We start from the raw sequence: 23931 nt of genomic DNA on the forward strand, positions 1-23931 counted from the left end.
ATGACCACGACCACCACGGCGCCCGCGCAGACGCTCGCGACGACTCCGCCCCGCTCGCCGCGCAAGCGCACGATCGGCCGCACCTCGAAGACCTTCTACTGGATGACGATCCCCGCGGTCCTCCTCTTCTTCGTGCTGCACACCGTGCCGGTGCTCACCGGCATCTTCTTCAGCTTCACGAACTACGCCGGCTACGGCGCGTGGGACCTGATCGGCTTCTCCAACTACGTCGCCCTCCTCCAGGACGACCGGGTCTGGAAGGCCTACGGCTTCACCTTCGGCTTCGCGATCGTGGCGACGATCCTCGTCAACGTCATCTCGCTGGCCATCGCCATCGCGCTGAACGCGAAGATCAAGTTCCAGACCGCGTTCCGGGGCATCTACTTCATCCCGTACGTGCTCTCGACGCTGGTCATCGGGTACGTGTTCCAGTACCTCTTCGCGAACTCGCTGCCGCAGATCCTCGGAGGCATCCCGGTCGTCGGGGAGAACATCCTCGCGAACCCGGACTGGGCCTGGGTCGCGATCGTGGTCCTGGCGGTCTGGCAGGCGTCGGCCTTCTCGATCATCATCTACCTCGCCGGCCTGCAGACGATCCCGGGGGAGCTGTACGAGGCGACCTCGCTCGACGGAGCGTCGACCTGGCGCCAGTTCACCTCGATCACGTTCCCGCTGATCGCCTCGTTCTTCACCATCAACATGGTCATCTCGATGAAGAACTTCCTGCAGGTCTTCGACCACATCGTGGCGCTGACGAACGGCGGGCCGGGCACCTCGACGGAGTCGATCACGCTGCTCATCTACCGCGGCGGCTTCCAGGGCGGCGAGTACGCCTACCAGACGGCCAACGCCGTCCTCTACTTCCTCATCATCATCGTGGTCTCGCTGATCCAGTTCCGGGTCCTCAGCCGCAGAGAGGCGTCGTTCTGATGACCGCCACCGTCACTCCCACCACCGCCATCGCCCTCGGCCAGGACGGCACCGGTAAGCGCCGCCCCTCCCGCGACACCTACCGGATCAACTGGTGGGCGACCGCGCTGATCGCCGTCTGCTCGCTCACGATCCTCCTGCCGCTCTACTTCGCCGTCGTGACGGCGCTGAAGACGCCGGACCAGCTCGGCGGCACCGGCTTCGAGCTGCCGACCTCGATCTCGTGGGGCAACTTCGCCGAGGCGTGGACCGCGACCCGGTTCCCTCAGGCGTTCGTGAACACGGCGCTCATCACGGTCGGAGCCGTCGTCCTAACGCTCTTCTCGAACTCGATGGTCGCGTACGCCGTCGCCCGCAACCTCGACAAGCCGTTCTTCAAGGGCGTCTACTTCTACCTGCTCGCCGCGGTCTTCGTGCCCTTCCCGATCATCATGCTGCCGGTCGTGAAGGAGACCGCCCTGCTGGGCCTGGACAACCAGGTCGGCCTGATCCTGCTCTACGCGGTCTTCGGCCTGTCGATCAACACGTTCATCTACACGGCCTTCATCCGCTCGATCCCCATCGAGCTCGAGGAGGCGGCGCGCACCGACGGGGCGTCGACCTGGCGCACCTACTGGCAGGTGATCTTCCCGCTGCTCGGACCGATGAACGCCACCGTCGGCATCCTGACCTGCGTCTGGGCGTGGAACGACTTCATCCTGCCGCTCGTCGTGCTCTCGGACCCCGCCGCCCGCACCCTCCCGCTCGCCGAGTACGTCTTCCAGGGGCAGTTCAACACGAACTACACGGTCGCCTTCGCGTCCTACCTCATGGCGATGGCCCCGCTGCTGATCGTCTACCTGTTCGCCCAGCGCTGGGTGGTCAGCGGAGTGATGCGCGGCTCGATCAAGTAGCGGAGCGGCAGCCCCGCGTGGCCCCGCTCCGTACCGACGGCCGTAGCGGGGCCACGCGGGGCTGCCGTCGGACAGTCGTGCTCACGATCCCGTGGGTCCTTGGTCTGCTACGGGTAACGTTGTCATGGCGCTTGCGCAATCTTCGGCGTCGGTACAGCTCACAGCGATGTCGGGAGGATCCATGGTCAAGGCACCCGGCATGGTGGACGTGGCTCGGTTGGCAGGCGTGTCGCATGTGACGGTGTCGCGGGTCCTGAACGGGCACCCTCCCGTCCGGCCGGAGACGCGCGCGAAGGTGGAGGCCGCGATCGAGGAACTCGGCTATCGCCGGAACAGCCTCGCGCGAGCCTTGAAGAGCGGCCGATCGTCGACGATCGGAGTGGTCATCGCCGGGTCGGAGTTGTTCGAGCTGCCGCGGATCCTGCTCGGTGTCGAGAGCGAGGCGAAGAGCGCCGGATTCTGGGTGACACTCGCGAGCTGGCAGGGGGGCGACCAGGGCGACCTGGAGGAGACGCTGAGCAGGCTGTCGGATCAGGCCGTCGAGGGCATCGCCGTCATCGCCGACCGTCCGCTCGCCGTGGAGGCGCTCGCGTCCGTTCACACGCGCGTCCCCACGACGGTCGTCATGTCGGGTCAGGTCGAGGGGACCGGTCTGAGCTTCGTCGAGCTCGATCAGGTGCTCGGGGCCCGCCTGGCCGTCCGTCACCTGCTCGAGCTGGGGCACTCTTCGGTGGCTCACATCAGCGGCGCGCTGCGCACCTTCGATGCTCGCGCGCGCGTGGAGGGGTGGCGTGCAGAACTGCACTCCGCCGGTCGAGGCGAGGGCCTGCTGCTCGAGGGCGACTTCACGGCCGACAGCGGATTCCGTCTCGCGAACGAGCTGCTCGAGCGGCCGGAGGCTCTGCCGACGGCGATCTTCGTGGGCAACGACCACATGACCATGGGTGTCCTGGCCGCTTTCGCGCGTCGAGGTGTCAGCGTGCCGGAGGACGTGTCCCTCGTCGGCTTCGACGACATCGCGGGCGCCGGGTACCTCGTGCCGGCCCTGACCACCGTCCGTCAGGACTTCGTGAATCTCGGGTCGCTCTCCATCAGGATCCTGACCGAGATGATGCGGGGGGACGCGCCGCGTGTGGCGCGGATCCCCCCGGACCTCGTCCTGCGTGAGAGCACCGCTGCGCCGAGGAGCGGACTGGTCGGTCAGACCGCCGGAACCAGCCGAGCGGCTGATTCCGCGAAGGCGCTGCGCACGTCCTCCTCTGCACTCACGTCGAGGTAGTCGAAGTGCGGGAACCGCGCTGATGCGGTGGACCGGTGTCCGTTCGCCGTGGCATAGGGGCCGAGCAGGACTCCGACGAAGCCGCCGGCGGTCTGCGTACTGAGCAGTCGTCCATCCGCCTGCCCGAGCCGGGTCGGGAGCAGGTGACCGGAGGGCCGGAAGGCGATCGTGTAGTCGAGGCCCGCCGCGCCCACCAGGATCTCGACGTCGCCGTCCGGCAGCTCCGCGACAGCCGTGTCCGTGCGGACACCTGCGGCGAACTCCGACAGGACGAGCTCGCGCCCCTCCCGCCCGCGGCGCACGGTCACCGTGACGTGCCCCGACTCGCCCTGGTGCAGCGCCAGCCCCGCCTCCTCCCCCGCCTCGAGCGGTGCGAAGTCGACGACGAGGGTGGCGGTGAAGTGCATCGACGTCTGCCTGCGGCCGACGAACGAGGGGCGGCCGCGACCGGCGAGGGTCCCCGATCCGGTCGGCAGCGAGAGCACGCCATCGGGGCAGCGAGGGGGAAGCGCGCGCAGGGAGAGCCACTCCGGTCCGAGCGCACCGTTCACGTCCGGACGCAGACCGGATCCATCCGGTGCTTCGCGGCGACTCGTCGCACTGCTCTCGGCCGACGCGGTCATCCGTGGTCGCGTCTCCAAGCTCCGGACGCGGCCGGTGCCCGGGGCGAAGACCGGCCCCGCCGCGCTCCACGACACCGGTACCAGGAACACCTCGCGGCCGAGCACGTGGTGTCCCTCGCTCGGGCGGGTGCCGAGCAGCACTGCCCAGGTCTCCCCCGTCGCCGTCTCCACCAGGTCGGCGTGGCCGACGTTCTGAATGAGCTCCTCCGGACCGTGGTGCCGATGGGTGAGGAGCGGGTTCCGAGGGTCGCCTGTGTAAGGGCCGGCCACCGTCTCAGCGCGAGCGACGGTGACCGAGTGGTTCCCCTCGGTGCCCCCTTCGGCCGCGATGAGGAAGTAGTCGTCGCCGCGTCGGTGGATGTGGGGCCCTTCGACCCACGCTCCGCGGACGGCGCCGTGCCAGAGGACGTGCGTCGGACCGATCAGTCGCAGCGTGTCGAGGTCGAGTTCGCGCATCCACAGCTCCCCCGGCCCTCCGACGGCGGGATGGAGCGCGTCGCGGCATCCCGTGAACCAGCAGCGTCCGTCGTCGTCGAAGAAGAGGGACGGGTCGATCCCCTCCGCGTCGAGGGTGACCGGGTCGGACCAGGGGCCAGCGGGGGTGGTGGCCGTCGCGAGCAGCGTGAGGATCCCCTGCCGTTCGCGGGCAATGGTGGTGACGACGTAGAAGACACCGCGGTGGTGCCGGATCGTCGGAGCCCACAGCCCGTCGGAGACGTCCAGGCCGTCGAGGTCGATGACGTCCGGGCGGTCGAAGACGTGGCCGATCGGGGTCCACGACACGAGGTCCGTGCTGTGGAACAGGGGGATGCCGGGGAGGTAGGCGAAGGAGGAGACGACGAGGTAGTAGTCGTCGCCGACCCGGCAGACCGACGGGTCGGGATGGAACCCCGGGAGGACGGGGTTGGTGAAGACGGCCATGGCTTCCCTCGAGATGCGGCGCTGATGCGCTTGACAGATGACAACGTTAACATCAGCATAGGTCCGGGCGCCAAGAGCCCTCAACAGCACCGCACCGCACCCGGGATTCACCGGGGCGGGTACACGTCGAAGGAGATGTGGGATGTCCGCAGCCCGTTCCGAAACTGCACACGCCTCGGCAGCAGCACGCCGCCGTCGCACCATCCGAGCGGGCGGGGTGCTCGCCGCGGCAGCACTGGCCTTCTCGCTGTCCGCCTGCTCCAGCGGCGCTGAGGCCGGCGGCCCGGTCGAGCTCGAGTTCTGGACGTACAGCCTCAAGGGTGGTGACCCCGCCGCTCAGGCGATCATCGACCGGTACAACGAGGAGAACCCCGACGTCACGGTGAAGCTCTCGGAGGTGGGCGGCACCGCCGAGACGGCCTCGAAGCTCCTCGCCGCCGACCGTGCGGACGAGGCGCCCGATGTCGTCCAGGTCGAGTACTTCGCCCTGCCGTCGCTCGTCGTCTCGGGAGCGGTGAAGGACATCACCGAGGACGTCGCCGATGTGAAGGGCGGCGTCGAGCAGAACATCTGGGACCTCACCACGTTCGGCGACGAGGTCTACGGGGTCCCGCAGGACATCGGCCCGATGATGCTGACCTACCGCGCCGACCTCTTCGAGCAGTACGGCGTCGCCGTCCCCACCACCTGGGCCGAGTACGCGGACGCCGCCGAGAAGATCCACACCGCCGACCCGGAGGCGTACATCGCCAGCTTCTCGGCGACCCAGTTCGAGTTCTTCGCCTCGCACGCCGCGCAGGCCGGCGCTCAGTGGTGGACGAACGACGGCGACTCCTGGTCGGTCGACATCGACAGCGAGGAGTCGCTGCAGACCGCCGACTTCTGGCAGGACCTGGTTGATCGCGACCTCGTCACGGTCGAGCCCCTGCTCACTCCGGAGTGGAACGCGAAGGCCAACAGCGGCAAGATCCTCAGCTGGGCCGCCGCCTCCTGGGCACCGAGCGTCATCTACTCCGTCGCCCCGGACACCGCGGGCAAGTGGGAGTCCGCACCCCTTCCGCAGTGGACCGCCGGCGACGCGGCCGTGCCGTTCCTCGGCGGATCCGCCTACCTCGTTCCCGAGAAGTCGCAGCACGCGGAGGAGGCCGCGAAGTTCGCCGCCTGGCTCGGCGCGTCGGACGAGGGCTCGGAGCTGCTGCTCACCCTCGACATCTTCCCGGGCGGGAACGCCGGCCGCGAGGCGACGCTGAGCGCGGCGCCCCCGAAGCTGATGCCGCAGCAGACGGACTTCTACCAGGTCGCCGACGAGGTCATCGCGAACACGACGGTGCCGGTCGTGTGGGGCCCCAACGTGAACGTCGCCGCGTCGACCTTCGGCGACGCCCTCAACGAGGCGGCGCTGAGCAAGACCTCCTTCCGCGACGTCTACACGGCCACGCAGGACGCGGTCGTCGCCGACCTCGAGAAGCAGGGCTACACGGTCACCGAGTGACCACCGGGAGGGGCGGCACCCACCGCCCCTCCTCCCTCGCACCACTCCCCAGCACCACCGAGCAACGGAGCACGAGCCGCTGATGTCAGCCACCGTCGACAGCACCGCCCTGCGGGAGCGACCACCCGCCACCACCCGGCGCCGATCAGCGCGCAGCGCCCTCGTGCCGTGGATGTTCGCCGGACCGGCGATCGCCTTCTTCGTCGCCTTCCTGATCATCCCGATCCTCTACGCGATCTACCTCAGCTTCCGCGGCTTCGTCGTCGACGGGGGCGGCGCCTTCGGCCGACGCGTGGAGACCTGGGTCGGCTTCGACAACTACGTCGCCGCGCTCACCGATCCGGAGTTCGTCGCGGGCCTCGGCCGGGTCCTGCTCTACGGACTCATCGCGATCCCGAGCGTCCTGGGCCTGGCCCTGCTGTTCGCGCTCCTGCTCGACACTCCGCGCGTGAGGGCCCGAAGCTTCTCGCGGACCGTCATCTTCCTGCCCTACGCCGTCCCCGGCGTCATCGCGAGCCTGCTCTGGGGCTTCCTCTACCTGCCCAGCACGAGCCCGGTGAGCTGGATCACCCGTGCGCTCGGCGGCGGATCCGTCGGCTTCTTCGAGGGCCCCGCGCTGTACTTCTCGTTGGCCAACATCGCGCTCTGGTCCGGCGTCGGCTTCAACATGATCATCATCTTCACGTCGCTCCGAGCGATCCCCACCGAGATCTATGAAGCGGCCCGCATCGACGGGGCGAACGAGCTGCAGATCGCCTGGCGGATCAAGATCCCGCTCGTGACCCCGGCGCTCGTTCTGACCGGCCTGTTCTCGATCATCGGCACCATCCAGCTCTACAGCGAACCCGCGACCCTGCGGCCCCTGACGACGACCATCTCGTCGACCTGGGTGCCTCTGATGAAGATCTACCGCGAGGCGTTCACCAACGACAACCTCGGAGGCGCTGCAGCCGCCTCCGTCGTCCTCGCGATCGGCATCCTCGGCTTCTCGCTGCTCGTCCTCCGCTTCTTCCAGCGCCGCACCTTCGGAGACAACTGATGAGCACCGCACTGCACTCCTCCGCCCCCACCGACGCTCAGGAGCAGCGGGCGACGTCCGCTCGAGGAGACCGTCGGACTCCTCCCCGAGCACCGCGCCGACCGCTCGGCTCGACCCTGGCCACCGCCGCGCTCCTCCTGGGAGCCCTGTACTGCCTCGTCCCCGTCCTCTGGGTGGTCATCGCCGCCTCGAAGTCGCCGCGCGAACTGTTCACGACCTTCTCGTTCGCGCCCGGCTCCGGAATGCTCGACAACCTCGTCGCGCTCAGCGCCTACGGCGGAGGGCAGTTCTGGCAGTGGGGACTGAACAGCGTCCTCTACGCCGGAGTCGGCGCCGTCGCCTCGACCCTCGTCTCGGCCATGGCCGGCTACGCACTCGCCAAGTTCCGCTTCCGAGGCCGCGACACGCTCTTCGCCGCGATCCTCGCGGGCGTGCTCGTGCCCGGCATCGTGCTCGCCGTCCCGCAGTACCTGCTGCTCGCGAGCGTCGGTATCGCCGGGACCTACTGGTCCGTGCTGCTGCCCGTCATCATCAACCCGTTCGGCATCTTCCTCTGCCGCGTCTTCGCCGCCGCCGCCGTACCGGACGACACCCTCGAAGCCGCCCGCATCGACGGCGCAAGCGAGATCCGCATCTTCGGGGCGATCGCGCTGCCGATGATGTCCCAGGGACTCGTCACCGTGTTCCTGCTCCAGTTCGTCGGCATCTGGAACAACTTCCTGCTCCCCTTCATCATGCTCAGCGACCAGGACAAGTACCCCATCACCCTCGGGCTCTACACCTTCCTCTCGAAAGGCGCCGGCGACTCCGACCTCTACCCGCTCGTCATCATGGGCTCCGCGGTCTCCGTCATCCCGCTGATCATCCTCGTGCTCGTCCTGCAGCGGTTCTGGCGAGCCGACCTCCTCGCCGGCGGGCTCAAGGGCTGAGCTGCCACTCGCCGTCAGGCGATGCCGCACACATCTCGACGAGGTCCTCGAATCGCACCTCGTCGTCGTCCCCGGCGACGACGAGTACCGGCATCGCACGCCGCGCGAGGTCCTCGACGCTCAGCAGCGGGGCGATCTCGTGCAGAGCGGCCGATTTCGCCACGACCACTGGCCAGTGGTCGCGGCCGTCGGATGACAGCTCCGCGTCGGCGTCGGCCATGAAGGCCGGCGAGTCACCGCCGAGAACTCCGTCCCGCCATGCATCACCGTAGGCAGCACCTGAGCGGGGCGGCAGTGGCTGGTACTCACCCTCTTACGCGAGGGGTCTCCCCAGGATCATCGGGGTAGTACTGGTCCCTCCCTCCTCTGCCGGTCCGCGCCTAGCGTTGCCCGCATGCCCGCATCGACTCACTTCTCCGGCACACGTGCACGCAGCACCACGAAACGGACCGCCGCGGCTCTCGGGGTGATCGCGTTCAGCGCGATGACGTCCGCGTGCTCCAGTGAACAGGCCGAGCCCGGGACATCGACCGCGTCCGAGAACGCGACCGCTTCGGCCCCCGCACCCGTCGTCACTCCCACGAACCCTTCGCCGGCCCCGGACGTCGAGGTGACGTCGTACGAGGACGGTGAGTACTTCGCAGAGGGGTGGTACGGGTCCGGTCCCTCCCATCAGGACGTCACGTTGACCATCGAGGACGACCTCGTCGCAGCGGTCGAGATCACCACCCCGGCGGAGAGCGGGAGGACTCCCTCCTCAGGTCCACGCCAGAGCAGGGAGTACTCGCTCTGGATCGCGGTCAGCGGCTGGACGGCGTGGGCGCGTCGGATCGTCTCCAGGCCCGGCTCGGAGAGCCCGAAGTGCAGCACCTTCCCTTCGGAGATGAGGTCCTGGACGGCCCCGGCGACATCTTCGATCGGGACGGCGGGGTCGACTCGGTGCTGGTAGAGCAGGTCGATGTGGTCGGTTCCGAGGCGCTCGAGCATCCCGTCGACGGCGTCGCGGATGTGGTCGGGGCGGCTGTTGAAGCCTCCGAGCATCTGTCCGGTCTCCAGGTCGACGTTCCACCCGAACTTCGACGCGATGACGACGTCGTCGCGCACTGATCGCAGTCCCTCGCCGAGGATCCGTTCGCACTCGAACGGTCCGTAGGCTTCCGCGGTGTCGAAGAAGGTCACGCCCTGATCGACGGCGGTGCGGATGAGGTCGACGACGTTCTCGCGGCTGGAGACGGGGCCGTAGAGGAGCCCGTGCAGCGTCTGCGTTCCCAGTCCGACGCTCGACACCTCCAGCTCTGCGAGCATCCGGCGGCCGGAGAGCGTGGTCGCTGAGGCGACCGTGCTCGTGGTGGTGCCGGCGGCAGTCCTCGGTGACGGGGTGTCGGAGGCGGCGGGCGTGCAGCCGGCGAGTGCGACAGCGAGGGGAGCTGTCGCGGCGCCGAGCAGGATGCTCCGGCGGCCGACGTTGCGGGGGCCTTCTGAGGATCGAGCAGTGATGTTCTTCATGGGTGTGCTTCCTAGGTGGGTCGTACACGGAACGAACGGGCGCAGTGGAAGTCGAAGGATCGGGTCCGAGCAGTCGCAGCGGCAGCACCGGAGAGGGTCCTGGTGCGGGTCAGAACGCTGTACGGAAGGAGTGGTCGCGGGGATCGGCGGAGGACGGGATGTCGTCGAGGCGGATCTCGAACCGCGTCCGCAGGGTGGAGAGGATGAGCTTCTCGAGCTCGCGCCGGACTCCTCGCGACGCTCTACCTCATCTCCTACAGCGGCGCCGCGATCCCGGGACTTGCCGCGGGACGCCTCGCGGACGTCCTCGCACCCGACCAGATCGCGTACGGGTACGGCGCACTCGTCCTCTCGTGTGCTGTGACCGCACTGCTCGCGCTGCATCGCCCCCGCTCTCGCTCGAAGCCGTCGGGCAGCGACAGTCCGGACGCGCCCACAAGAGCGTGAGCGGGCGAGGCGACGGCGGTCCGCGACGGGATGATCTCCAAACTCGCCGCCTCACGCTCCCAACCTCGGTGCCTCCTCAGGAGAGGCGCGGGAGCATACTCCCCCGCCCGAGGGAACTGTCAACGGGCCTTCGCTCCGCGGCCATCCTGCCTACCGTCGGCATCGAGGACGGCGTCGACTCGGGCCGTCCTTCCTCCGCCCCACCGGAACTCGAGAAGCAAGGAAGTCCCATGATCGACACCACCGCTATCGACAGCATCTACGGCTCGACCGTCTACGGATCGGACGGCGACAAGATCGGCTCGGTCGAGCAGGTCTATCTCGCCGACGACACCGGGAACCCCGTCTGGGCGACCGTGCGCACCGGCCTCTTTGGCACCAAGGAGACCTTCGTCCCCCTCGAGGGCGCCTCCTTCGACGGCGACCGCCTCACCGTCCCGTACGACAAGTCCTTCGTGAAGGACGCTCCGAACGTCGACGCCGACGGCTCCCTCACCGAGGACGAGGAGGCCGAGCTGTACCGCTACTACAACCTCTCCGGCGCCGCCTCCGTCTCGGACGGCGTCGACGGCGCGGCGGGCTACGCCGACACCACGACCGGCACCGGCACCACCGGGCTCGACGCGACCGGCACCGGCACCACCGGAGTCGACACGAACGTCGGCCGCGACACCTCCGGCCCGACCACCGACGACGCCATGACGCGTTCCGAGGAGCAGCTGCACGTCGGCACCGAGCAGGTCACCACCGGCCGCGCCCGCCTGCGCAAGCACATCGTGACCGAGCAGGAGAGCGTCACCGTCCCCGTCTCGCACGACGAGGTCCGCGTGGTCCGCGAGCCCATCACCGACGCGAACGTCGGCGCCGCCACCTCCGGCCCCGAGCTCAGCGAGGAGGAGCACGAGGTCGTGCTGACCGAGGACCGCGTCGTCGCCGCGAAGGAGACGGTCCCCGTCGAGCGCGTCTCGCTCGGCACCGAGACGGTCACCGAGCAGCAGCAGGTCACCGAGGACGTCCGCCACGAGGAGATCGAGGTCGACGACGACGGAGTCACCCCACGTCGCGACCGCGACGGACTCTGATCCCCGTCGCCGGCGGCGGGACCCCACCCGCCGCCGGCACCCCTCCCACTCCGCAGCCCGTGAGGAACCCCGTGCCCGACAGCCGACCCCCGGCCGACCACCCGTCCGACGACGCCGTCACGGTGATCCGCTCGGAGGAGCGCCTCTCGGCGACGACCGCGCGCACCGCCACCGAGAGGGTGCGGATCCGCCGCGTCGTCGTGACGGAGGAGCGCACGGTCACCGTGCCGCTGCGCCGCGAGGAGCTGGTCATCGAGCGCGAGCCGATCGACGGCGCCGGGCCCGCGATCGATGCCGAGCCTCCCGCCCCGATCACCTTCGTGCTGCACGCCGAGGAGCTCGTGCCGACGACCCGCGTCGTGCCCGTCGAGCGGGTCAGCGTGCTCGTCGACCGGATCGTCGAGATGCGCACCGTCTCTGACTCGGTGCGGAAGGAGCGCATCGACGTGCAGACCTCGGTCCGCGACCGGCTCGACGGCGACGCGGAGTAGCGCTCGCCCCCCATCGGACCCTCTGCGGGTGTGCGCATGCACGATCTGCAGGGGATCCGGCGCCCCTCCGCCCTCGTGCCGCGGCGGGAACCGCATTCCTGTGCGAAGTACCTGCAGATCGCACACTTCCCCGACCGCTTCGGAGCCGCGCTCGCGCCCGGCGGCTCGCTACGGTGACGGAGTGACCCGCCCCGCACCCGTCTCCCGATGACCGCCGACGGCTGGTGGGCGCTCGCCCTCGCCGTGCTCGGCGGCGCCGTGCTCGTCTGGTGCGCGCTCGTCCTCGTGCTCTGGCGCGAGCAGCGGCGGAGGGGCCGCGCCATCGACTGGCGGGAGGCGCTGCGCCTGATCCCGGACGTCGTCCGGCTCCTCCGCGCCCTCCTCGCCGACCGGACGGTGCCGCGCACCGTCCGCTGGTCGCTGGTCGGCCTGCTCGGCTACCTCCTGCTCCCGATCGACCTGATCCCGGACGTGATCCCCGTGCTCGGAGTCGCGGACGACGTCCTCGTCGTCGCCCTCGTCCTGCGCTTCGCGATCCGCCGCGCAGGGCCGGAGGCGATCCGACGGCACTGGCCGGGCAGCCAGGAGGGGCTGAGCAGTCTGCTCGCGCTGACCGGCTCCCGCTGACCGCGCCCGCCCCGGCCGCCGCAGCGCCCGGCCCCGACGCACTCACCCGCTGCCCCTCCCGAACGCGGACGACCGACGTCGTCGCGAACTTAATAACAAAAGAAACGTTAGTACTTCCCAAACGACTTCGACGCGGCTAGCGTCGCTACCACCACCTCCCACGACCGGCCGTCGCTCACGCCCCGCCGCACCGTGACCCTCGAGGCGGACTCCCCACGAAGAAGTGATGGAAGGACTCAGGATGAGCAAGTTCCCCCTCGCGGCCGCAGCGGTCGTCGCGGCCGCCTCCCTGCTGCTCGCCGGCTGCAGCGCCGGTGGAGACGCGGGCGACGAATCCGCCGCCCCCTCGGACAGCGGCCAGGTGACCTGGTGGGGTTGGACGCCCGACACTCCGGTCGCCGAGCGCTACATCGCGGCGTTCAACGAGGAGTACCCCGACATCGAGGTCACCTACAAGAACTTCGAGAACGTCGACTTCCGCACCGCGCTGACCCCGGCGCTCGACTCCGGCGAGGGCCCCGACGTCTTCGACCTCTCCCCCGCTGGCGGATCGCCCGACACCTGGGGCCCCTACGCCATCGACCTCGCCCCGCTGGCCGAGGACACCCTCGGCCAGGACTGGTCGACCAGGCTCGGCGGCGGCTACACCGACCAGCTGACCGCTTCGGACGGCCGCCTCGTCTCGCTCCCCCTCGGCGGGATGTCGGCCGGGTTCCTCTGGTACGACCAGAACGTGCTCGACGAGGCCGGTGCCGAGATGCCGACCGACTACGACTCCTGGGTCGACACCTGCGAGAAGGTCGCCGCGATCGGCAAGACCTGCTTCACGATGGGCGCCGGCGGCGAGGACACCTTCCCGAGCGAGCTGTACCACGCGATCGCCAACTCGGTCGATCCCGACTTCTTCATCGAGGCGGCCACGGGCGAGGCGAAGTGGGACGACCCGCAGGGCATCGAGGTCCTCCAGATCATCAAGGACATGAAGGAGGACGGGATCATCGGCCCGGACGCCCTCGACGGCACCCAGTACCCGCTCGCGAACGAGGCCTTCATGAAGGGCGACGCCGCGATGGTGCAGATGGGCTTCTGGTACACCCAGTACTCGGGCGCCGAGTCCTGCAAGTCGGCCATGGAGGCCGCCGGAGTGAGCGACCCGACCTGCTTCGTGCAGCTGCCCGCTCCGTTCCCGGACGTCGCCGGCAAGGGGAACGGATCGGCCTACTTCGGCGAGGCCGACTACGGGCTGGCCATCAACGGCGATTCGCCGAACATCGCCGCAGCGAAGACCTTCGTCGCCTGGATGACCATGTCCGAGAACGGTCAGCAGAACGTGGCGAACGCCCTCGACCTGCTCCCCGCGCTCCAGGGCATCGAGCCGGACTGGTCGCAGGTGTCCCTCGTCGACGAGGCCGTGCAGCGCCCCGCGATCGAGGAGCTCCTCGCCGCCAGCACCTCGACCGAGCAGTCGCGCCAGTGGCAGACCACCGAGACCACGCTCGACGCCGTGGTCATCGCGATCCAGCAGGTGCTCGACCCGACCCTCGACCGCACGATCGAGCAGATCGCGGCCGACATGCAGGCGGGCTCCGAGGCCAGCTCCATCGGGATCGACTGAGCGGCGTGATCGGGATCGGAGACACCTCGCCATGACCGCGACGGTCCAGCGTCCGACCGGCACCGGCCGGCCCCCTCGGGAGGAGAAGCCCGGCGGCCCGATCCGCAGGGTCTCGCACCTCCTCCCCGGGGGGCTGCCCTGGATCCTCCCCGGGTTCATCCTCTCGGTCGGCCTGATCTACTACAGCATCTTCTACTCCGGCTACCTCTCCTTCTTCGAGTGGGGCGGCGGCCGGCAGCGGATGATCCCGGTCGGCGTCGACAACTACGTGCAGGCGTTCAGCGACCCGGTGTTCTGGGGCGCGATCCGCAACACGGCGGTCTACTTCGTCGTCGTGTTCGCGGTGCAGGTGCTCGGAGGCGTGCTGTTCGCCGCCGCGATGCACTCGAGGATCCTGCTCGCGAACGTCTACAAGGTGATCATCGTGATCCCGGTCGTCGTCGCTCCAGCGACGCTGGCCCCGGCGCACATCCAGGTCTGGCAGACCGACGGGACCCTGAACCGGATCCTCGACGCCGTCGGCCTCGGTGCCGTCTCCCAGGGCTGGCTGGGCCAGTCCGCCACGTCCCTGCTGGTGATCATCGTCGTCGGCTGCTGGGGCTCGGTCGGGTTCGGCTTCATCCTCTATTACGCCGGCATGGCGCAGATCGACCCCGAGATGCTCGAGGCCGCGCGGATCGACGGCGGCGGGAACCTCCGCATCCTCTTCTCGATCGTGCTGCCGAACCTGCGCTCGATCACGGTGTCGCTGGCGGTGCTGAACTTCATCACCGCGCTCAAGCTCTTCGACAACGTCTGGCTGCTCACCCAGGGCGGGCCGGCGCACTCGTCCGAGTTCCTCGGGACGATGATCTACGCCGAGACCGCCGGGTCCTCGCGGAACCTCGGCTACGCCGCGGCCCTCTCGGTGATCCTGCTGGTCATCGCGGTCGGCACGTCGGTGATCATCCAGGTCCGCGGACGCGAGCGCGTGCCGGTCGTGCCGGTGACGAAGGAGGCCCCCCGTGTTTGAGACCCGCTCGGTGCGCGCCCGGCTGCTGCTGCAGCTCGTGGTGACGATCGCGATCATCCCGTTCGCGATCCCGATCTACGCGATGGTCACGCGCTCGTTCGCCGGCGCCGGCTGGGGCAACTACGCCGCCGTCCTCGCAGTGCCCGGGTTCGCGCGCTTCTTCCTCAACTCGGCGATCGTCGCGGGCGGGTCGATCGTCATCATCTACCTGGCGACGATGATGGCGTCTTTCGGCTTCTCGAAGCTCCGCATCCGGCGCAAGGAGGTCTTCTTCTGGATGATGATGGCCGCGCTGACGCTGCCCGAGGTCGTGCTCATCGCCCCGCTCTACGCCACCGCGGTGCAGCTCGACCTGCTCGGCACCTTCTGGTCGGTGATCCTGCCGATCGCCGCGCTGCAGATCCCGTTCACGGTGCTGATCACCCGCGGCTACGTCGACGGGATCCCGGACACGCTCTTCGAGGCCGCCCGCCTGGACGGGGCGGGGACGTGGCGGATGTTCTGGTCGATCCTCCTGCCGCTCGCGAAGCCCATGGCCGTCGCGCTGATCGTGCTCGTGCTGATCAACGCCTGGAACGCCTACCTGCTGCCCAAGGTGTTCCTGATCAACGAGGACATGGGCGTCGTCACCCTGCTGCCGGAGTTCTTCCGGCGCCAGTACAACGACGACACCCCCAAGATCCTCGCCGCCGCCGTCGTGACGGCGATCCCCACGATCGTCGCCTACATCGCCCTGCAGAAGCAGTTCGAGCGCGGCATGGCGGCCGGTGCGATCAAGTAGGAGCGCGTCGTCGGCCGGCCGCACGCGACCCGGCCGGCCGATGATGCGGGCAAGATGAACGAGTACCGGACGGAAGGAGGAGAGATGAGCGCAGTAGGACTCGCCGTTCCCGCGAGCAGCATCGACGACCACTTCGTCGCAGCACTCGTGCACGCCCTCGCCGATCCCCTCCTCCAGGCCGGTCGAGGACTCGTGACCCGCGTCGTCGAGGATCGCGACGCGGAGGAGCGGGCCTACCGCCACTGGGCCGAGGTGGGCGGGATCGACGCGGTCGCCCTGCTCGACGTCCACCGCGAGGACGGCCGGGTGGAGCTCCTCCGCTCCCTCGGCTTCCCCCTGGCGGGCGTGGTCCACTCCTCGCTCACGGTCGACTTCCCCGCGGTGTCCGTCGACTTCGACGCCTCGCTCTCGGTGCTGCGCGCGTTCCTCGCCACCCGGTCGCACGACACGGCCGTGTACATCACCGGTCCTGACGACGGAGGCATCGGCTCGGCCCGGTCGGCGGCGGTGGAGACCGCGGGCGGCGACGACCTGTTCCACGTGGTGCGGGTCGAGCGCGGGGTCGACTCCGCCGTCTCCGCCGCGATCGCCGCCGTCCAGGCGGGTCCGGTGACCCTCGTCTTCGACAGCGACGTCCACGCCGCCGCGGCCCTCGGCGCCCTCCGCGAGCGCGGGTCGCGGATCCCGGAGGACGTCGCGATCGTCTCGTGGACCAACTCCGCCCTCTGCCAGAGCGCCAGTCCCTCGATCACCGCGCTCGACCGCCGCGGCACCGAGATCGGCGCCCTGCTGGGCGAGCGGATCCTCCACGCGATCGACGGCGCCGACCGCTCCTCCGCCCGGGCCCCCGAGCCCTTCGTCGTGGTCGGGGAGACGACGTGAGCCTCACGCGGCGCATCGGCCCCTCCTCCGAGAACACCCGCAGCGCGATCCTCGACATGGTCCGCTCCAGCGGCACCGTCAGCCGGATCGAGCTGGCCGAGATGTCGGGGCTCACCGCCACGTCGATCACGCGCATCGTGAAGTCCCTGATCGAGGACCGCCTGGTGATCGAGACGGGCTTCAGCGATTCCACGGGGGGCAAGCGGCGCAGCCTGCTCGAGCTCAACCCCCGAGCGCGCTACGCCGTGGGCGTCTCGCTCGACGACGAGCGCCTCACCTACGTCGTCGTGGATCTGGGCGGCTCCGTCGTGGGGCAGCTGGTCTCGGCCGGCATCGGCAAGTCGGCCCCCGCCGACGTGGTGCCCCGCATCGCCGAGGAGCTGGAGCAGCTGTTCCGCCAGCTCGACATCCCCCCGTCGGACGTCGTGGGCGTGGGGGTCGCGGGAGCGGGTCTCGACCTGGACACCGGGGCCGGCCGGCTCTCGCTCACCGCCGACGAATGGGACTCCTTCGCGGTGCGCGAGGCGCTCGAGACCCGGATCGGCCTGCCGGTGGTCCGCGACAACGACGCCGCCTGCGCGGCGCTGGGCCAGTTCTGGGTGGGCCGGATCCCCGCCACCGAGGACTTCGCCACGCTCTACATGTCCAACGGCTTCGGCCTCGGGCTCATGGTCGGCGGGAGCGTCAGCCGCGGCGCGTCGTCGAACGTGGGCGAGATCGGCCACATGGTGGTCGACCTCGACGGCCCCGACTGCTGGTGCGGAGCGCAGGGCTGCCTCGAGATGGTCGCCGCCCCGCGGGCCGTCGTGGCGCGCGCCCTCGAGGACGCCGCGCTCGCCGCCGAGCTCGACCTGTCGGGCGACGACGATCGCCTCCGGCACGACTTCAACGCCGTCGCCCGTGCCGCGGCGAGCGGGGAGGCCCGCTGCCGCGCCCTGATCGAGCGCTCGGCCTCGGCGGTCGCGGCCGCCGTGCTGTCGACCGTGAACCTCCTGGACCTGGACCGGCTCTTCCTGGCCGGTCCCGGTTTCGCGGATGCGGGAGCGGTCTACGTGCGCTCCGTGCGCGACCGGGTCACCCGGCTCGCCCGCGCCCGCGCCGTGCACAGCGTGCAGGTGGAGCTCTCGGATCCCGGCCTCGATGCGGCGGCGATCGGAGCGGCGACCCTCGCGCTCCAGCACGTGCTGCTGCCGCACACCCGGATCGAGCGCCTGCGCGCCGACCCGGACACCCGCCGCCGGGCGTGACCCCGGCCATCGCGGCCCCTGCTTCTTCTCTCGTCCGAACTTACTATCAAAAGGTTATATAGTTTCTTTCGTCGACATCGTCGCCGACCCCGGGCTCCGGCCCCCTCTCCAGAAAGGACTGGCCCGTGGCCATTCGCTCCGTCCTCCTGCACGTGACCGACGTCTCCCGCTCGGTCGACTTCTACACGCGGTTCCTCGGAGTGGAGGTGGTCGAGCAGTCCGAGGACTCCGCCGTGCTCGACGCCGTCACCGCCGTGATCCGCCTCGCCCGCCTCGAGAGCGCGGAGCCGTCGACCTTCGAGCCCGACGACCTCCAGGCGGGCTTCCGCCACATCGGCTTCAAGGTCGCCGATCTCGACCAGCGCGTCGCCGCTCTGCACGAGGCCGAGGTGCCCTTCCAGCTCGAGCCGATCCACGCAGAGGGCGACGTGCGCATCACCTTCTTCTACGACCCCGACGGCACCCTGCTCGAACTGGTCGAGGGGCCGCTCCAGTACCACGAGGTCTACGACCGCGAGGCCGTGGACCGCGACTGGGGACTGGGCAGCCCCGACCGCCCGCGCTTCGACCACGTCGCCGAGACCGTCGAGGACCTGGCCGCCACCGAGGAGTACTTCGGAGCCCTGGGCTTCACGCGCATGGCGGGCATCCACCAGGCGCACGACCCGCGCGGCTTCGAGATCGACTTCCTCCGCGACGGCGACACGTCGCTCGAGATCTTCACCTACTCCCGGGTCGAGAAGTCGCACCGTGCCGCGCAGGTGGCCTCGACCGGTTTCGTGGCCGCCGAGTTCGAGGGCGCTCCGCCCGCGGGCGCCGTCCCCGTCGGCTCCGCCGCCGGCCTCGATCTGTACACGGATCCCGACGGCCTCGTGCACGCGGCCACCGGAGCCTGATCCGTGGGCTGGGAGCTCGCCCCGCTCGGCTCGACCGGACTGCGCGTCAGCCCGGTGACCCTCGGCGGCGCTCCGCTGGGCAGCATGCCCGAGAACTTCGGGTACTCCGTCGCCGAGCGCGACGCGATCGACGTCGTGCTCGCGGTCCTCGACAGCGAGATCCGCACGATCGACACCGCCAACGGCTACTCCGGTGGCCGGAGCGAGGAGCGGATCGGACGGGCCGTCGCCGAGTACGGCGGGCTGCCCGAGGACGCCCTCGTCCTGACGAAGGTGGACCCGCTCGACGGCGACTACAGCGGCGACCGCATCCGCGCCTCGCTCGAGGAGAGCCGGGAGCGGCTCGGCATCGACCCGCTCCCGGTCGTGCAGCTGCACGACCCCGAGTTCCACTCCTTCGAGCGGATGACCGGGCCGGGCGGTGCCGTCGAGGCGCTCGTCGCCGCCCGCGACCGCGGCGAGATCGGGCACCTCGGCCTCGCCGGCGGGGACGTGCGCGTGATGTCGCGCTACCTCGACCTCGGCGTGTTCGACGTGCTGCTCGTGCACAACCGCTGGACGCTCGTCGACCGCAGCGCGGGCCCCCTGCTCGAGCGCGCCGCGGCGGACGGGCTCGCGGTGCTCAACGCCGCGGTGCTCGGAGGCGGGATCCTCGCCGACGACTCGGGGTCCCGGACGCAGTACGGCTACCGGCCCGCCCGCCCGGCGACTCTCTCTGCGATCACGGCGATGCGGGAGGTGTGCCGTGACCACGGGACGGATCTCGCGACCGCCGCGCTCCGCTTCTCCACCCGTGACACGCGCATCTCGTCGACCGTGGTCGGCATCAGCCGGCCCGAGCGCATCGCCACCACCGTGAGCGCGGCCACCGCCGAGCTCCCCGAGGAGTTCTGGGACCGGATGGAGCAGCTGCTCCCGCCTCCCGAGAACTGGCTCGACTCCTCCGACTCCGCACCCCTCACAGAAACCGAGTGACCATGCCTCTCGTCCGCATCGACATGCACGACCACCTGGCCGACCTCCGGCCCGCCATGAGCGAGGCCGTGCACAGCGCGCTCGTCGAGGGCTGGGAGATGCCCGCCGACGACCTCTTCCAGATCTTCCGCCTGCACGAGCAGGGCGACCTCTTCTACAGCCGGACGTTCCCGGACGCCGACCGCAGCGACATCGTCTTCGTCCAGATCCTCGTGTACACCGGCTACAGCCCCGAGGTGAAGCAGCGCGGGGCCGCGCTCGTCGTCGAGAGGCTCGCCGCGCTCGGGATCAAGCGCGACGACATCCTCATCGCGCTCAGCGAGAACGGCGACGGCGACTGGCTCGCCCCCTCGAAGGAGGCGTGACGTGGTGCAGCGCTCCGACCTGCCGTCCGACTTCGTCTGGGGCGCCGCGACCGCCTCGTACCAGATCGAGGGCGCCGTCGCCGAGGACGGCAAGGGCCCGAGCATCTGGGACGCCTTCGTGCAGCGCCCCGGAGCGATCGCCGACGGCCGCACCGGCGAGCCGGCCGACGACCACTACCACCGCGTCGACGAGGACGTCGCCCTGATGGCCGACCTGGGCCTCGACGCCTACCGGTTCTCGATCGCCTGGCCGCGCATCCAGCCCGACGGCACGGGGCGCGCCCTGGCCGCCGGGCTCGGCTTCTACCGGAGCCTGGTCGAGAAGCTGCTCGCCCGCGGCATCACGCCCTGGGCGACGCTCTACCACTGGGACCTGCCCCAGGCCCTGGAGGAGCGGGGCGGCTGGCTCGAGCGCGACACGGCGCTCCGCTTCGCCGACTACTCCGAGCTCGTCGCTCAGGAGCTCGGCGACGTGGTGTCGCACTGGATCACGCTGAACGAGCCGTGGTGCTCGTCGTTCCTGGGCTACGCGAGCGGGCACCACGCCCCGGGACGACAGGAGGGGAGCCGCGCCGCGCGCGCCGCCCACCACCTGCTGCTCGGCCACGGTCTCGCCGTGCCGCGCCTGCGCGCCGCGGCTCCCGAGGCCGAGGTCGGCATCACGCTGAACCTCTACTCGGTGCGCCCGGCGAGCGGCAGCGCTGCCGACGCCGACGCCGCCCGCCGGATCGACGGGCTGGGCAACCGCCTCTTCCTCGACCCGGTGCTGCGCGGCGCGTACCCCGCCGACGTCCTCGACGATCTGGGCCAGGCGGAGTGGTTCGCCGAGAACGCGCCCGAGGAGGACCTCGCCGCGATCGCGGCTCCGATCGACTTCCTCGGCATCAACTACTACAGCCGGCACACGGTCGCCGCGGCCGACGCGGCCGTCGTCGATCGGGACGCACCGCCCTCGGCCTACCCCGGCAGCGAGAGCGTCGTCTTCACCGGCACCGACGCGCCCCGCACCCAGATGGGCTGGGAGATCCACCCCGACGGTCTGCAGGACGTCCTCGCGATGGCGCACGAGCTCGCTCCGGAGCTGCCGCTCTTCATCACCGAGAACGGCTCGGCCTATCCCGACACCGTCGACGAGGACGGGACCGTGCACGATGCGGAGCGCACCGACTACCTGCGCGCCCACCTCGAGGCGTGCGCGGGCGCCGTGGCCGACGGCCTGCCCCTGCGCGGCTACTTCGTCTGGTCGCTGATGGACAACTTCGAGTGGGCGTGGGGCTACAGCCGCCGCTTCGGGATCGTGCACGTCGACTACGAGACGCAGCAGCGCACGGTGAAGACGAGCGGCCGGTGGTTCTCGGAGTTCCTGCGGGAGGGGGCGGAGTAGCGTCCCGCAGTCGAGGGGGCTCCCGCTAGTCCCGCTCCCCCGCGCCGTGCGCCAGCAGCACCACGATCCGGCGCAGGTGCAGCGTGACGAGCACTCCCGGCCCGAGTGCGCTGCCCGCCGCCACCGCCCGCTCGTCCACCGCCTGCACCAGCAGGCGCACCGAGCGGGTCGCCTCGGCGAGCAGTCGGTGCGCCTCGGCCGTCCCCGCGCCGTGGCGGTCGACGGCGGCGGCGACCGTCCGCAGCGCGTCGCCGAGCGGGCGGCGCAGCTCCTCGTCGAAGCGCAGCGCCCCCGGCCGGTCCCACAGGGTGTCGGCGAGGGCGCTCGTCGCGTCGCGCACGTGGAAGAGGACCGTGTCGAGCACGGCCAGCCGGTCGTGATCGGAGCGGGAGTCGCGGCGGTGCAGCAGCGCCCGCGGATTGCCCTTGCGGCTCTCGTCGGCCTCGACCAGCGTGCGCCGCACGTCCTCCGAGGTCGCCGCGAGCTCCTCCCCCGTGCTCGCCCACGAATCGTGCTCGGGCGGCCACGGCTCGTCGAGGGCGTCGGCCGTGTCGCGCAGCACGCCCGCCAGACGCTCCTGGAACTCGTCGACCCGGGCCGCCGCCGCCTCGCTGGTCAGCCCCGGCACCACGATCAGGTTCACGAGGAGTCCCACGACCACTCCGACCGCCATCTGCACGAGGTAGCCGAGCGAGTAGTCCTCGGCGTCCGCTCCTCCGATGATCAGCACGAACAGCGCCGCCATCGGCACGTACTCCTTGCCCGCCCCGAACCATCCGGTGCCCGAGACGAGCACGCCGAGCCCGACGATGATCGGGATCGTCCACCACGTCGGCCCGACCGTCACGACGACGAGAGTCGCGAGCGCGATCCCCGCTGCGAGCCCGGCGAGCGTCTGAAGGCCCGTGCGCGCAGAGCCCATCAGGGTCGGGTACATGCTCACCAGCGCGCCGAGCGGCGCGTAGTAGGGGTACTCCTCCGCGACGCCGGGCACGTGCGGCGCGAGGGTCCAGGCGATCCCGACCGCGAGCGCGGTCTTCGCGGCGAGGAGGAGGCGCGGCGCGGCCGTCGCCGCTCGCCAGGCTCGGGCTGCTCGGGTGCTGGTCACCAGGGGACCCTACGCGAGGGCCGCCGCGAGCTGGGGGTGAGCATCCGGATGTCCGCGCGACCGGATCCGGGGCGCGCGGTCAGGCGGACGGCGGAGTGCCGCCGCCCCCGCCGCCCATCCCGGTCGCCGCCTGCTGCTCGACGCTGCCCGCGTAGTCGTCCGTCGGGTCGCGGTAGATCGTGTGCACGTGGCCCCAGCCCGAGGTGCTCACCCCGTCGACGTCCGCGCCCGCGGAGCCGTTCTGCGCCTGGAACCCGACGTAGACGTTCGGGCCGGAGATCGAGAAGCTGATGCCGTCGCCCGTGCTCATGTCGTAGGTCGTCTCTCCGGACCAGGCGATCACGGTGGTGTCGAGGGTCGCCTCGATCTCGGCGCGGGTGGCCGCGGCGCTCTGCTCGTCGGCCATGCCCGACCAGTTCGCGATCAGGTCGAGCAGCAGCTCGCGCTGCTCGACGGTGAGGTCGGCGCCGGTGAGGCCCGATCCGGTCGCGAACTCGCAGGTGTCGCCGGGGGCGCAGATGGTGACGTCGCCCGAGGTGAGCGTCGTCTGCTGCTCGGCGGTCAGCGAGTCGACGAACGCGAAGGCGTCGGTGTAGATCCCGTCGAAGGCCTGCACCTCGGTGCCGTCGGCGGCGATCCAGTCGGCGGGCTGCACGCCGAGGTGCGTCGGGGCGAAGGTGATCGCGTCGGCCGCGCCGTCGAGGGTGGCGTTGATGCCGAGGTGGTGGCCGCCGAACTGCACCTCGTAGGCGCTCGTGTCGGAGGCGTCGCCGAAGAGCGCGAGGTAGTACTGCCCGAGCGAGTCCTCCGTGGTGCTGCTGTTCTCGACGAGGTACTGGTCGCCCGCGATGATGCTCGCGGCCGTCGCGTACGCCTCGTCGCTGAGCAGCGCCTCCACCACCTGGAGGGCGGCGACCTGCTGCTCGGGAGTGAGGTCGGCGAGGTTCAGACCCGCTCGCTCGACGAACGTGACGGGGAAGTTCGACCACGACGTGGTCTTCGTCTCGTCGTCGTAGTCGTACGTGACCGCTTCACGCTGCTCGTCCGAGAGCGTCGCGAGGAACGCCTCGACCGCGGCGGTCGTGTCCGCGATCGTCTCGGCGGTGGTGGCGGCGGTCGAGCTCGTGACCTGCGTCGCCGAGTCGGCCACGGTGGAGGCGGCCAGAGAGGAAGTAGTAGATGAAGAAGAAGGGGCGGCACTCGTGTTCTGCGTCGCGCAGCCGGCCAGGAGGAGCCCGCTCACGAGGAGCATGCTCGTCCCCAGCAGGAGTCTCGATCGTCGCGGGCGCGGGGTGGGGTCCGTGGTCATCATGGGACGACCGTAGGCAGCCCGCTTCTCCCGACCCTTTCGGAATCCTCTGAGCCCCCGATGAGCGTCCCGCCCTCGCGAGTTGCCCGAGAAGGCTC

The 23931-nt window shown here is 70.3% G+C and carries 24 protein-coding genes; 18 read left to right on the forward strand and 6 right to left on the reverse strand.

Annotated elements, in window-relative coordinates:
- The 3 genes from LRG51_RS09515 (at position 1) to LRG51_RS09525 (ending at position 3102) form a co-directional block, all read left to right on the forward strand.
- A complete protein-coding gene (locus LRG51_RS09515; protein ID WP_055785705.1) occupies positions 1-930 on the forward strand; it encodes a carbohydrate ABC transporter permease in 930 nt (309 codons plus the stop codon).
- Positions 930-1823 (forward strand): carbohydrate ABC transporter permease, encoded by an 894-nt coding sequence (locus LRG51_RS09520; RefSeq protein WP_082480923.1) that lies wholly within the window; start codon positions 930-932, stop codon positions 1821-1823. The genes LRG51_RS09515 and LRG51_RS09520 overlap by 1 nt, the downstream gene beginning before the upstream one ends.
- Positions 1824-2004: 181 nt before the next feature.
- Positions 2005-3102, forward strand: coding sequence for a LacI family DNA-binding transcriptional regulator (locus tag LRG51_RS09525; protein ID WP_230672443.1), 1098 nt, complete (start codon positions 2005-2007; stop codon positions 3100-3102).
- On the opposite strand, the gene LRG51_RS09530 is transcribed toward LRG51_RS09525, so the two are convergent.
- Positions 3024-4646, reverse strand: a complete 1623-nt coding sequence (locus LRG51_RS09530; protein WP_230672445.1) for a glycoside hydrolase family 43 protein — start codon at positions 4644-4646, stop codon at positions 3024-3026. The genes LRG51_RS09525 and LRG51_RS09530 overlap by 79 nt on opposite strands.
- A gap of 142 nt (positions 4647-4788) precedes the next feature.
- Here LRG51_RS09530 and LRG51_RS09535 point away from each other — a divergent pair, with 142 nt between their 5' ends.
- From LRG51_RS09535 to LRG51_RS09545, 3 genes are all read left to right on the forward strand, one after another.
- A complete protein-coding gene (locus LRG51_RS09535) occupies positions 4789-6138 on the forward strand; it encodes an ABC transporter substrate-binding protein (protein WP_230672447.1) in 1350 nt (449 codons plus the stop codon).
- Between the two features lie 82 nt (positions 6139-6220).
- The gene (locus LRG51_RS09540) at positions 6221-7177 is read left to right on the forward strand and encodes a carbohydrate ABC transporter permease (RefSeq protein WP_055785696.1); all 957 of its coding nucleotides are present in this window, start codon (positions 6221-6223) and stop codon (positions 7175-7177) included.
- Complete coding sequence (locus LRG51_RS09545; RefSeq protein WP_157603020.1) at positions 7177-8106, forward strand: carbohydrate ABC transporter permease; 930 nt, start codon at positions 7177-7179, stop codon at positions 8104-8106. Before LRG51_RS09540 ends, LRG51_RS09545 begins: the two co-directional genes overlap by 1 nt.
- Here LRG51_RS09545 and LRG51_RS09550 read toward each other — a convergent pair.
- The 3 genes from LRG51_RS09550 to LRG51_RS09560 all read right to left on the reverse strand — a co-directional run bounded on the left by LRG51_RS09550 (position 8096) and on the right by LRG51_RS09560 (position 9612).
- Entirely contained in the window at positions 8096-8326 is a 231-nt protein-coding gene (locus tag LRG51_RS09550; RefSeq protein ID WP_230672449.1) for a hypothetical protein, read from the reverse strand. The two genes, LRG51_RS09545 and LRG51_RS09550, sit on opposite strands and share 11 nt — an antisense overlap.
- A 188-nt stretch (positions 8327-8514) precedes the next feature.
- Positions 8515-8682: a hypothetical protein gene (locus LRG51_RS09555; protein ID WP_230672451.1), complete on the reverse strand. Its 168-nt coding sequence runs from the start codon at positions 8680-8682 to the stop codon at positions 8515-8517.
- Between the two features lie 96 nt (positions 8683-8778).
- Positions 8779-9612: an aldo/keto reductase gene (locus LRG51_RS09560; RefSeq protein WP_230672453.1), complete on the reverse strand. Its 834-nt coding sequence runs from the start codon at positions 9610-9612 to the stop codon at positions 8779-8781.
- 677 nt (positions 9613-10289) lie between these two features.
- Here LRG51_RS09560 and LRG51_RS09565 point away from each other — a divergent pair.
- The 12 genes from LRG51_RS09565 to LRG51_RS09620 all read left to right on the forward strand — a co-directional run bounded on the left by LRG51_RS09565 (position 10290) and on the right by LRG51_RS09620 (position 21416).
- On the forward strand, positions 10290-11141 hold the full coding sequence (locus LRG51_RS09565) for a DUF2382 domain-containing protein (RefSeq protein WP_230672455.1): 852 nt from the start codon (positions 10290-10292) through the stop codon (positions 11139-11141).
- A gap of 71 nt (positions 11142-11212) precedes the next feature.
- Positions 11213-11632 carry a YsnF/AvaK domain-containing protein gene (locus LRG51_RS09570; RefSeq protein WP_230672457.1) on the forward strand — a complete coding sequence of 140 codons (420 nt, stop codon included), beginning with the start codon at positions 11213-11215 and terminating at the stop codon, positions 11630-11632.
- A 207-nt stretch (positions 11633-11839) separates the two neighbouring features.
- The gene (locus LRG51_RS09575) at positions 11840-12259 is read left to right on the forward strand and encodes a YkvA family protein (protein ID WP_107574272.1); all 420 of its coding nucleotides are present in this window, start codon (positions 11840-11842) and stop codon (positions 12257-12259) included.
- A 241-nt stretch (positions 12260-12500) separates the two neighbouring features.
- Positions 12501-13874, forward strand: coding sequence for an ABC transporter substrate-binding protein (locus tag LRG51_RS09580; RefSeq protein ID WP_230672459.1), 1374 nt, complete (start codon positions 12501-12503; stop codon positions 13872-13874).
- A gap of 31 nt (positions 13875-13905) precedes the next feature.
- A complete protein-coding gene (locus tag LRG51_RS09585) occupies positions 13906-14886 on the forward strand; it encodes a carbohydrate ABC transporter permease (protein WP_230672461.1) in 981 nt (326 codons plus the stop codon).
- A complete protein-coding gene (locus LRG51_RS09590) occupies positions 14879-15667 on the forward strand; it encodes a carbohydrate ABC transporter permease (protein ID WP_055785668.1) in 789 nt (262 codons plus the stop codon). The genes LRG51_RS09585 and LRG51_RS09590 overlap by 8 nt, the downstream gene beginning before the upstream one ends.
- A gap of 84 nt (positions 15668-15751) precedes the next feature.
- The gene (locus LRG51_RS09595; RefSeq protein ID WP_055785665.1) at positions 15752-16549 is read left to right on the forward strand and encodes a substrate-binding domain-containing protein; all 798 of its coding nucleotides are present in this window, start codon (positions 15752-15754) and stop codon (positions 16547-16549) included.
- Positions 16546-17796, forward strand: coding sequence for an ROK family transcriptional regulator (locus LRG51_RS09600; protein WP_230672463.1), 1251 nt, complete (start codon positions 16546-16548; stop codon positions 17794-17796). The genes LRG51_RS09595 and LRG51_RS09600 overlap by 4 nt, the downstream gene beginning before the upstream one ends.
- A gap of 125 nt (positions 17797-17921) precedes the next feature.
- Positions 17922-18692, forward strand: a complete 771-nt coding sequence (locus tag LRG51_RS09605; RefSeq protein WP_055785658.1) for a VOC family protein — start codon at positions 17922-17924, stop codon at positions 18690-18692.
- 3 nt (positions 18693-18695) lie between these two features.
- Positions 18696-19667 carry an aldo/keto reductase gene (locus LRG51_RS09610; RefSeq protein WP_230672464.1) on the forward strand — a complete coding sequence of 324 codons (972 nt, stop codon included), beginning with the start codon at positions 18696-18698 and terminating at the stop codon, positions 19665-19667.
- Positions 19668-19669: 2 nt separating this feature from the next.
- The gene (locus tag LRG51_RS09615) at positions 19670-20032 is read left to right on the forward strand and encodes a tautomerase family protein (protein WP_055785648.1); all 363 of its coding nucleotides are present in this window, start codon (positions 19670-19672) and stop codon (positions 20030-20032) included.
- A gap of 1 nt (position 20033) precedes the next feature.
- Positions 20034-21416: a GH1 family beta-glucosidase gene (locus LRG51_RS09620; protein ID WP_230672466.1), complete on the forward strand. Its 1383-nt coding sequence runs from the start codon at positions 20034-20036 to the stop codon at positions 21414-21416.
- A gap of 25 nt (positions 21417-21441) precedes the next feature.
- Here the strand turns inward: LRG51_RS09620 and LRG51_RS09625 are convergent, their stop codons facing one another.
- Entirely contained in the window at positions 21442-22524 is a 1083-nt protein-coding gene (locus tag LRG51_RS09625) for an aromatic acid exporter family protein (protein WP_230672468.1), read from the reverse strand.
- 79 nt (positions 22525-22603) lie between these two features.
- Positions 22604-23836, reverse strand: coding sequence for a DUF3500 domain-containing protein (locus LRG51_RS09630; protein ID WP_230672469.1), 1233 nt, complete (start codon positions 23834-23836; stop codon positions 22604-22606).
- Between the last annotated feature and the right edge of the window lie 95 nt (positions 23837-23931).

Origin of the sequence: Rathayibacter sp. Leaf248 (genome assembly GCF_920939495.1) — a bacterium.
Classification (GTDB): domain Bacteria; phylum Actinomycetota; class Actinomycetes; order Actinomycetales; family Microbacteriaceae; genus Rathayibacter; species Rathayibacter caricis.